An 8,701-nucleotide genomic window follows, 5' to 3' on the forward strand; every position below is an offset into this window, starting at 1 on the left:
GCGGTGATACAGGTAAACCTATACGCTTTATTCACAGGGATTGCCTGATATACTCATTTGTCTTGCTAAATAAGGAGTAAAAGCGCCCATGAATGCCGAAAAATCCCCGGTGGCTCACAACGTTGACCACGAAGAGATTGCCAAATTTGAAGCGGTGGCGTCCCGCTGGTGGGATCTCGAAGGTGAGTTCAAACCTCTGCATCGTATTAACCCGCTGCGTCTGGGCTATATCGCGGAGCGTTCCGGCGGTCTGTTCGGTAAGAAAGTGCTCGACGTCGGCTGCGGCGGCGGCATCCTGGCGGAAAGTATGGCGCGTGAAGGGGCCACCGTCACCGGTCTGGACATGGGCTTCGAACCTCTACAGGTTGCGCGTCTTCATGCGCTGGAGTCCGGCATACAGGTAGAATACGTTCAGGAAACCGTGGAAGAGCACGCGGCAAAACATGCGCACCAGTATGACGTGGTGACCTGCATGGAGATGCTGGAGCACGTTCCCGATCCGCAGTCGGTCGTCAGCGCCTGTGCAAACCTGGTGAAACCGGGTGGACAGGTCTTCTTCTCGACCATCAACCGCAACGGCAAAGCCTGGCTGATGGCCGTGGTAGGCGCGGAATATGTGCTGCGCATGGTGCCGAAAGGGACGCACGACGTGAAGAAGTTCATCAAGCCTGCCGAACTGCTGGGCTGGGTTGACCAGACATGGCTTAAGGAGCAGCACATGACGGGCCTGCACTACAACCCGTTGACGGATAAATTCAAACTTGCCCCAGGTGTGGATGTTAACTATATGTTGCACACAACCGCCAAAAACGACTAACGTCATTCGTTATTCTTATAAAGATTGCGCGACATCATGTTGCGCAATTCTGACCTCCCGTTGAAGAAATCAGCACTCGATCAAATTTTGAATTTTTTTTCTTAATTATTGACATCTCTTCCAGGCCTTACGGCACGAGGACTTAGCCTTTTTTACCCTTTCACAACCTCAATTTAACGTCAAAATCAACCCTTGTACTGAAAAGAATCCTTACTAGAATACTCACCATATAGCGTTCTTCTTATCGCAAAACCCCTATATGTAGTATTTATCCACAGAGTTAGTCACAAGACGGGTCTGTGGATAAGCGGGGGATATTTTTTATTTCACGGACAGGTAAAAACCCACATGAATCAGAGTCTGCTGGTGACAAAGCGCGACGGTACCACCGAGCGTATCAATCTGGACAAAATCCATCGAGTTCTCGACTGGGCAGCAGAAGGACTGAACAACGTATCTATCTCCCAGGTTGAACTGCGTTCTCACATTCAGTTCTACGACGGCATCAAAACGTCTGATATCCACGAAACCATTATCAAAGCAGCGGCAGATCTGATCTCCCGCGACGCACCGGATTATCAGTACCTCGCTGCGCGTCTGGCGATTTTCCACCTGCGTAAAAAAGCCTACGGTCAGTTCGAGCCGCCGAAGCTTTACGATCACGTAGTGAAAATGGTTGAGCTGGGCAAATACGACACGCATCTGCTGGAAGACTATACGGAAGAAGAGTTCGAGCAGATGAACGGGTTTATCGATCACTGGCGCGACATGAACTTCTCCTACGCGGCGGTGAAGCAGCTCGAAGGCAAATACCTGGTTCAGAACCGTGTAACCGGTGAGATCTACGAAAGCGCCCAGTTCCTCTATATTCTGGTGGCCGCCTGCCTGTTCTCTAATTATCCACGCGAAACCCGTCTGGACTACGTGAAGCGTTTCTACGATGCGGTGTCGACGTTCAAGATTTCTCTGCCTACGCCAATCATGTCTGGCGTGCGCACCCCTACCCGTCAATTCAGCTCCTGCGTGCTGATCGAGTGCGGTGACAGCCTGGATTCCATCAACGCGACCTCCAGCGCCATCGTGAAATACGTTTCCCAGCGTGCCGGTATCGGCATCAACGCCGGTCGTATCCGTGCGCTTGGCAGTCCAATCCGCGGCGGTGAAGCGTTCCACACCGGCTGTATCCCGTTCTACAAGCACTTCCAGACGGCAGTAAAATCCTGCTCTCAGGGCGGCGTGCGCGGTGGCGCTGCGACCCTGTTCTACCCGATGTGGCACCTGGAAGTGGAAAGCCTGCTGGTTCTGAAGAACAACCGCGGCGTGGAAGGCAACCGCGTGCGTCACATGGACTACGGCGTGCAGATCAACAAGCTGATGTACACCCGCCTGCTGAAAGGGGAAGACATCACCCTGTTCAGCCCATCCGACGTCCCGGGCCTGTATGACGCGTTCTTCGCCGATCAGGATGAGTTCGAGCGTCTGTACACCAAATATGAAAAAGACGACAGCATCCGTAAGCAGCGCGTGAAGGCGGTCGATCTGTTCTCCCTGATGATGCAGGAACGTGCTTCTACCGGCCGTATCTACATCCAGAACGTTGACCACTGCAACACCCACAGCCCGTTCGATCCGGTGGTTGCCCCAGTGCGCCAGTCCAACCTGTGCCTGGAGATCGCCCTGCCGACCAAACCGCTGGACGATGTGAACGACGAAAACGGCGAAATCGCGCTGTGTACGCTCTCTGCGTTCAACCTGGGTGCGATTAAGAGCCTGGACGAGCTGGAAGAGCTGGCGGTGCTGGCTGTTCGTGCCCTCGACGCCCTGCTGGACTACCAGGATTACCCAATCCCGGCCGCGAAACGCGGTGCGATGGGGCGTCGTACCCTGGGTATCGGCGTAATCAACTTCGCCTACTGGCTGGCGAAAAACGGCAAGCGTTACTCCGACGGCAGCGCCAACAACCTGACGCACCAGACGTTCGAAGCGATTCAGTACTACCTGATGAAAGCGTCCAACGAGCTGGCGAAAGAGCAAGGCGCGTGCCCGTGGTTCAACGAAACCACCTACGCGAAAGGCATTCTGCCAATCGACACTTACAAGAAAGACCTGGATGCGATCGTCAGCGAGCCGCTGCACCTCGACTGGGAAGGCCTGCGCGAGTCCATCAAGACTCACGGCCTGCGTAACTCCACGCTCTCTGCCCTGATGCCGTCCGAGACCTCTTCGCAGATCTCCAACGCCACTAACGGTATTGAGCCACCGCGCGGGCACGTCAGCATTAAAGCGTCGAAAGACGGCGTGCTGCGTCAGGTGGTACCGGATTACGAAACGCTGGGTGACAACTACGAGCTGCTGTGGGAAATGCCAAACAACGACGGCTACCTCCAACTGGTGGGTATCATGCAGAAGTTTATCGACCAGTCGATCTCTGCCAATACCAACTACGACCCGACGCGCTTCCCGTCCGGCAAGGTACCGATGCAGCAGCTGTTGAAAGACCTGCTGACCGCCTACAAATTTGGCGTGAAAACGCTGTACTATCACAACACCCGTGATGGTGCGGAAGACGCCCAGGACGACCTGGCGCCGTCAATTCAGGACGATGGCTGCGAAAGCGGCGCATGTAAGATCTAATAAATTCCCTCACCCTAACCCTCTCCCACAGGGAGAGGGAACTCTTTCCCCCTCTCCCTGTGGGAGAGGGCCGGGGTGAGGGGAAATAACACCACAGGACTCACCGCAATGGCATATACCACCTTTTCACAGACGAAAAACGACCAGCTCAAAGAGCCGATGTTCTTCGGCCAGCCGGTCAACGTGGCACGCTACGATCAGCAAAAATATGACATCTTCGAAAAGCTGATTGAAAAGCAACTCTCCTTCTTCTGGCGTCCGGAAGAAGTTGACGTTTCCCGCGACCGTATCGATTTCCAGGCGCTGCCGGAACACGAAAAGCACATCTTCCTCAGCAACCTGAAGTACCAGACGCTGCTGGACTCTATTCAGGGACGTAGTCCGAACGTGGCGCTGCTGCCGCTAATCTCGATTCCTGAGCTGGAAACCTGGGTAGAAACCTGGGCGTTCTCCGAGACGATCCACTCCCGCTCTTACACCCACATCATCCGCAACATTGTGAACGATCCGGCGGTGGTGTTTGACGATATCGTCACCAACGAACAGATCCAGAAGCGCGCCGAAGGCATTGCGCACTACTACGACGAGCTGATCGAGATGACCAGCTACTGGCATCTGCTGGGCGAAGGCACGCATAACGTGAACGGCAAAACCGTTACCGTAAACCTGCGGGCCCTGAAAAAGCAGCTCTATCTGTGCCTGATGAGCGTCAACGCGCTGGAAGCAATCCGCTTCTACGTGAGCTTCGCCTGCTCCTTCGCGTTTGCCGAGCGCAAGCTGATGGAAGGTAACGCCAAAATTATCCGTCTGATCGCCCGTGACGAAGCCCTGCACCTGACCGGTACCCAGCACATGCTGAACCTGCTGCGCAGCGGTGCGGACGACCCGGAGATGGCGGAAATCGCCGAAGAGTGCAAACAGGAGTGCTACAACCTGTTCTTGCAGGCCGCCCAGCAGGAGAAAGAGTGGGCAGACTACCTGTTCCGCGACGGCTCCATGATTGGCCTGAACAAAGACATTCTGTGCCAGTACGTGGAGTACATCACTAACATCCGCATGCAGGCTGTGGGTCTCGATCTGCCATTCCAGACGCGCTCTAACCCAATTCCGTGGATCAATACCTGGCTGGTGTCCGATAACGTGCAGGTTGCGCCGCAGGAAGTGGAAGTGAGTTCTTATCTGGTCGGTCAGATTGATTCTGAAGTCAACACCGACGACCTGAGCGACTTCCAGCTCTGATGAGCCGCGTAACGCTGAGCCTTTCTGGTACAGAGGTGTTGTGCCAGGAAGAGCATCCTTCTCTGCTGGTGGCGCTTGAAGCGCATCAGGTGGAGGTAGAGTACCAGTGTCGTGAAGGCTATTGCGGTTCGTGCCGCTGCCGTCTGGTCGCAGGCCAGGTGGACTGGCTGACCGAACCGCTGGCCTTTATCAATGAAGGGGAAATTTTGCCCTGCTGCTGCCGGGCAAAAGGCGATATTGAGATCGAGATGTAAAAAAGGGCCTTACGGCCCTTTTTCTATTTTAAGAACGTCACCGCTTTATCCGGGAAATCCGTAAACAGCCCGTCCACGTCCGCCTGCTTATACAACACCTCGTAAAGCTGATTCACATCGGTGGCATATGGCGGCAGCTGATCGGCACGCACCGTGTACGGATGCACCTGCATCTTGCTGGCGTGCGCCTCTTTCACCATCGCCGTCAGCTTCACGTGGCCAGGCGTTGAGCCTTCCGCCACCAGCATGTGGTAATCCGGCCCGATGCCGTCAGCGTACTGCGCAATCTGCTTCATCGCGCCCGGCTTGAACATCCAGTCGTAGCTGTAATTCATCCACTTCCCGTCCGGCTGTTTCTCCTGGGTTTCATTCCAGTCGGTATAGGCAATCAGCTGCACCAGATTGAGATCCATCCCCATCTTCGGCTCCAGCTCGGTTTTGATGCGCTTCAGCTCGGCGGCGTCAAAACACTGCAGGAAAACCTTATCCTGCTTGCTGGTGTAGCCGTACTTTTTCAGTACCTCCAGCGTCTTCGCGGCAATGTCCTTCCCTTCCTGATGGTGGAACCATGGGGCTTTGATTTCCGGGTAGATGCCGATGTTTTTACCGGTGGAGTGGTTCAGTCCCTGAACAAACTCAATCTCTTCCTGGAAGGTATGGATCCGGAAGTCAGATTTGCCCATCGGGAAACGTCCCGGATAGACCTGCACCTTCTTGCCGTTTTCAATCTCGAAGCCTTCGGTGAACTTCAGGGAGCGGATCTCCGCCAGCGTGAAGTCGATAGCGTAGTAGCGACCATCTTTACGGGCGCGATCCGGGAAACGCTCTGCCACGTCCGTCACGCGGTCAAGATAATGGTCGTGCAGGACGACCAGCTGGTCGTCCTTCGTCATCACCAGATCCTGCTCCAGATAATCCGCGCCCTGGGCATAGGCCATCGCTTTTGCCGGCAGCGTATGCTCCGGCAGATAACCGCTGGCGCCACGGTGGGCGATCACGATCTTATCTGCCGCCAGCGCGGAGCCTGTCATCAGGCCCGCCAGCAGCAGGCCGGTTGCTAACTGAGTTAATTTCATCGCAATGCTCCTTATTGACGACGCGCCAGCACTTCGGCGTGGTGACGTTTTTCACCAATCATCACAACAACCAGCAGCAGTACCGCCAGCACGCTTCCGCCGATCATCACCATAAAGCCGCCGTCCCAGCCGAAGAAGTCAACGGTATAGCCCACAATGGCGCTCGCCGCGACCGAACCGCCGAGATAGCCGAACAGACCGGTAAAGCCCGCAGCCGTGCCTGCCGCTTTCTTCGGTGCCAGCTCCAGCGCGTGCAGGCCGATCAGCATAACCGGACCATAAATCAGGAAGCCGATGACGATCATACAGGCCATATCCACACCCGGATTACCCGGCGGGTTAAGCCAGTAAACGACCGTCGCGATGGTCACCAGCGTCATAAAGAACACGCCCGTTGCCCCACGGTTGCCCTTAAACACTTTGTCCGACATCCAGCCGCAGATCAGCGTGCCGGGAATGCCCGCGTATTCATACAGGAAATAGGCCCAGGAAGATTTATCCAGCGCGAAATGCTTCACCTCTTTCAGGTAAGTCGGGGACCAGTCGAGGATGCCGTAACGCAGCAGGTAGACAAACACGTTCGCCACCGCGATGTACCACAGCAGCTTGTTCGGCAGCACGTACTTCATGAAGATTTGCTTCGCGGTCAGCTCTTCTTCGTGCTTCTCGCTGTAATCATCCGGATAGTCATTTTTGTACTCTTCAATCGGCGGCAGGCCGCAGGACTGTGGGGTGTCGCGCATCAGAGCGAAGGCGATAATCGCCACCAGAATGGCGCCAAAGGCAGGCATATAGAGCGCCGCGTGCCAGTCGTTGAACCAGGCCATCCCCAGCAGGAACAGCAGCGGCGGAAGCCCGCCCCCGACGTTATGCGCACAGTTCCAGACCGATACAATTCCACCACGCTCTTTCTGTGACCACCAGTGAACCATGGTGCGTCCGCATGGCGGCCATCCCATCCCCTGGAACCAGCCGCAGAGGAACAGCAGCACGAACATGATGGCAATGCTTGAGGTCGCCCACGGCACAAAGCCCATGAACAGCATCACCGCTGCCGCGAGGATCAGACCGGCGGGCAGGAACACGCGCGGATTCGAACGATCCGACACCGACCCCATAATGAACTTTGAAAAACCGTACGCGATGGAGATCCCCGACAGCGCAAATCCCAGATCGCCGCGAGAGAAGCCCTGCTCCACCAGGTACGGCATGGCGAGCGCAAAGTTTTTACGTACCAGATAGTACGCCGCATACCCGAAGAAGATCCCGAGGAAGATTTGCCAACGCAGACGGCGGTAGAGAGGATCAATCTCTGCCTCTGGCAGTCGCGCCCGATGTGGCGCAGGTTTAAAGATACTGAGCATAACAGCCTCCGTGGCCTTTCAAAAAATGACCGGGCATCTCGCGCCCGGCTACAGAGGCGGCGATGTTAAGAAATCACGGTGAATGTTACTGTGAATCAACGCACAGATTGTTACAGAAATATGACAGAATGCGCAAAAAAGCGCATGAAATCACGTTTCACTTTCGAATTTCGCGCGTTTATGTTCGAAATCAAACAAACCACACGATCAATGTGGCTAAATGCAAAAAAACGAACATAGAGGAAAGGCAATGACAATTCACGATCCACGCTTCAGCGATGTGATTATCATTGGCGGTGGCGCGACGGGTGCCGGCATCGCACGCGACTGCGCCCTGCGGGGATTGAGCGTCACGCTTCTGGAACGCCACGATATCGCCACCGGCGCGACGGGACGTAACCACGGTCTGTTGCACAGCGGCGCCCGCTATGCGGTCACTGACGCTGAGTCAGCGCGCGAGTGTATCGCTGAAAACCAGATCCTCAGGCGCATCGCCCGCCACTGCGTTGAACCGACCAACGGTCTTTTTATCACCCTTCCAGAAGACGACCTCGGCTTTCAGCAAACCTTTATCACCGCCTGCACGGCGGCAGGCATTCAGGCCGAGGCGATCGATCCTGCGCAGGCGCGCCGTCTTGAACCCTCGGTAAACCCGGCGTTACTGGGCGCGGTAAAAGTACCGGACGGAACCGTTGATCCTTTCCGCCTGACCGCCGCCAATATGCTCGACGCGCGGGAACATGGCGCCCAGATCCTGACCGGGCATCACGTCACCGGGCTTATTCGCGAAGGGAATACCGTGCGCGGAGTGCGCGTGTTTGATGCGCAGTACAACGAACACCGCGAGCTGTATGCCGCCGTCGTGGTCAACGCGGCGGGGATCTGGGGCCAGCGCATCGCGGAATACGCGGACCTGTCGGTGCGCATGTTCCCGGCGAAAGGCTCGCTGCTGATCCTCGACCACCGCATCAATAACCATGTCATCAACCGCTGCCGTAAACCGTCTGACGCCGATATCCTCGTGCCGGGGGACACCATTTCGTTAATCGGCACGACCTCAATGCATGTGGACTACAGCGAAATTGATTACAACCGCGTCACCGCTGAAGAGGTGGATATCCTGCTGCGCGAAGGGGAAAAGCTGGCCCCGGTGATGGCGCAGACGCGTATTCTGCGTGCCTACGCGGGCGTGCGTCCCCTCGTCGCCAGCGATAACGATCCGAGCGGGCGTAACGTCAGCCGCGGCATCGTGCTGCTCGATCACGCCGAACGCGACGGCATGGACGGGTTTATCACCATTACCGGCGGCAAGCTGAT

At 56.1% G+C, this 8,701-nt stretch carries 7 protein-coding genes; 5 read left to right on the forward strand and 2 right to left on the reverse strand.

Features of this window, described 5'->3' with window-relative positions; genetic code table 11:
* Positions 1–88 precede the first annotated feature (88 nt).
* The 4 genes from ubiG (at position 89) to yfaE (ending at position 4,944) form a co-directional block, all read left to right on the forward strand.
* Positions 89–817, forward strand: coding sequence for a bifunctional 2-polyprenyl-6-hydroxyphenol methylase/3-demethylubiquinol 3-O-methyltransferase UbiG (gene ubiG / locus DD606_RS08490; RefSeq protein WP_003859413.1), 729 nt, complete (start codon positions 89–91; stop codon positions 815–817).
* Between the two features lie 348 nt (positions 818–1,165).
* Positions 1,166–3,451 carry a class 1a ribonucleoside-diphosphate reductase subunit alpha gene (gene nrdA / locus DD606_RS08495; protein WP_003859415.1) on the forward strand — a complete coding sequence of 762 codons (2,286 nt, stop codon included), beginning with the start codon at positions 1,166–1,168 and terminating at the stop codon, positions 3,449–3,451.
* Positions 3,452–3,559: 108 nt separating this feature from the next.
* Positions 3,560–4,690 carry a class Ia ribonucleoside-diphosphate reductase subunit beta gene (nrdB, locus tag DD606_RS08500; RefSeq protein WP_129258519.1) on the forward strand — a complete coding sequence of 377 codons (1,131 nt, stop codon included), beginning with the start codon at positions 3,560–3,562 and terminating at the stop codon, positions 4,688–4,690.
* A complete protein-coding gene (gene yfaE, locus DD606_RS08505) occupies positions 4,690–4,944 on the forward strand; it encodes a class I ribonucleotide reductase maintenance protein YfaE (protein WP_023324987.1) in 255 nt (84 codons plus the stop codon). The genes nrdB and yfaE overlap by 1 nt, the downstream gene beginning before the upstream one ends.
* Positions 4,945–4,967: 23 nt before the next feature.
* On the opposite strand, the gene glpQ is transcribed toward yfaE, so the two are convergent.
* Both glpQ and glpT read right to left on the reverse strand, forming a co-directional pair.
* Positions 4,968–6,020: a glycerophosphodiester phosphodiesterase gene (gene glpQ, locus DD606_RS08510; RefSeq protein WP_023324988.1), complete on the reverse strand. Its 1,053-nt coding sequence runs from the start codon at positions 6,018–6,020 to the stop codon at positions 4,968–4,970.
* Between the two features lie 11 nt (positions 6,021–6,031).
* Positions 6,032–7,384 (reverse strand): glycerol-3-phosphate transporter, encoded by a 1,353-nt coding sequence (glpT, locus tag DD606_RS08515; protein WP_003859423.1) that lies wholly within the window; start codon positions 7,382–7,384, stop codon positions 6,032–6,034.
* Positions 7,385–7,634: 250 nt separating this feature from the next.
* Between glpT and glpA the strand changes: the two genes are divergently transcribed.
* Positions 7,635–8,701 (forward strand): anaerobic glycerol-3-phosphate dehydrogenase subunit A (glpA, locus tag DD606_RS08525; protein ID WP_129258521.1); only part of this gene is annotated, 1,067 nt, incomplete at its 3' end.

Source organism: Enterobacter cloacae complex sp. GF14B (assembly GCF_004136805.1).
In the GTDB taxonomy this organism is placed as follows: Bacteria; Pseudomonadota; Gammaproteobacteria; order Enterobacterales; family Enterobacteriaceae; genus Enterobacter; species Enterobacter hormaechei_C.

Coding starts and splice junctions, on each gene's coding strand:
- ubiG (WP_003859413.1), top strand. CDS start 89: ATGAATGCCGAAAAATCCCCGGTGGCTCACAACGTTGACCACGAAGAG.
- nrdA (WP_003859415.1), top strand. CDS start 1,166: ATGAATCAGAGTCTGCTGGTGACAAAGCGCGACGGTACCACCGAGCGT.
- nrdB (WP_129258519.1), top strand. CDS start 3,560: ATGGCATATACCACCTTTTCACAGACGAAAAACGACCAGCTCAAAGAG.
- yfaE (WP_023324987.1), top strand. CDS start 4,690: ATGAGCCGCGTAACGCTGAGCCTTTCTGGTACAGAGGTGTTGTGCCAG.
- glpQ (WP_023324988.1), bottom strand. CDS start 6,020: ATGAAATTAACTCAGTTAGCAACCGGCCTGCTGCTGGCGGGCCTGATG.
- glpT (WP_003859423.1), bottom strand. CDS start 7,384: ATGCTCAGTATCTTTAAACCTGCGCCACATCGGGCGCGACTGCCAGAG.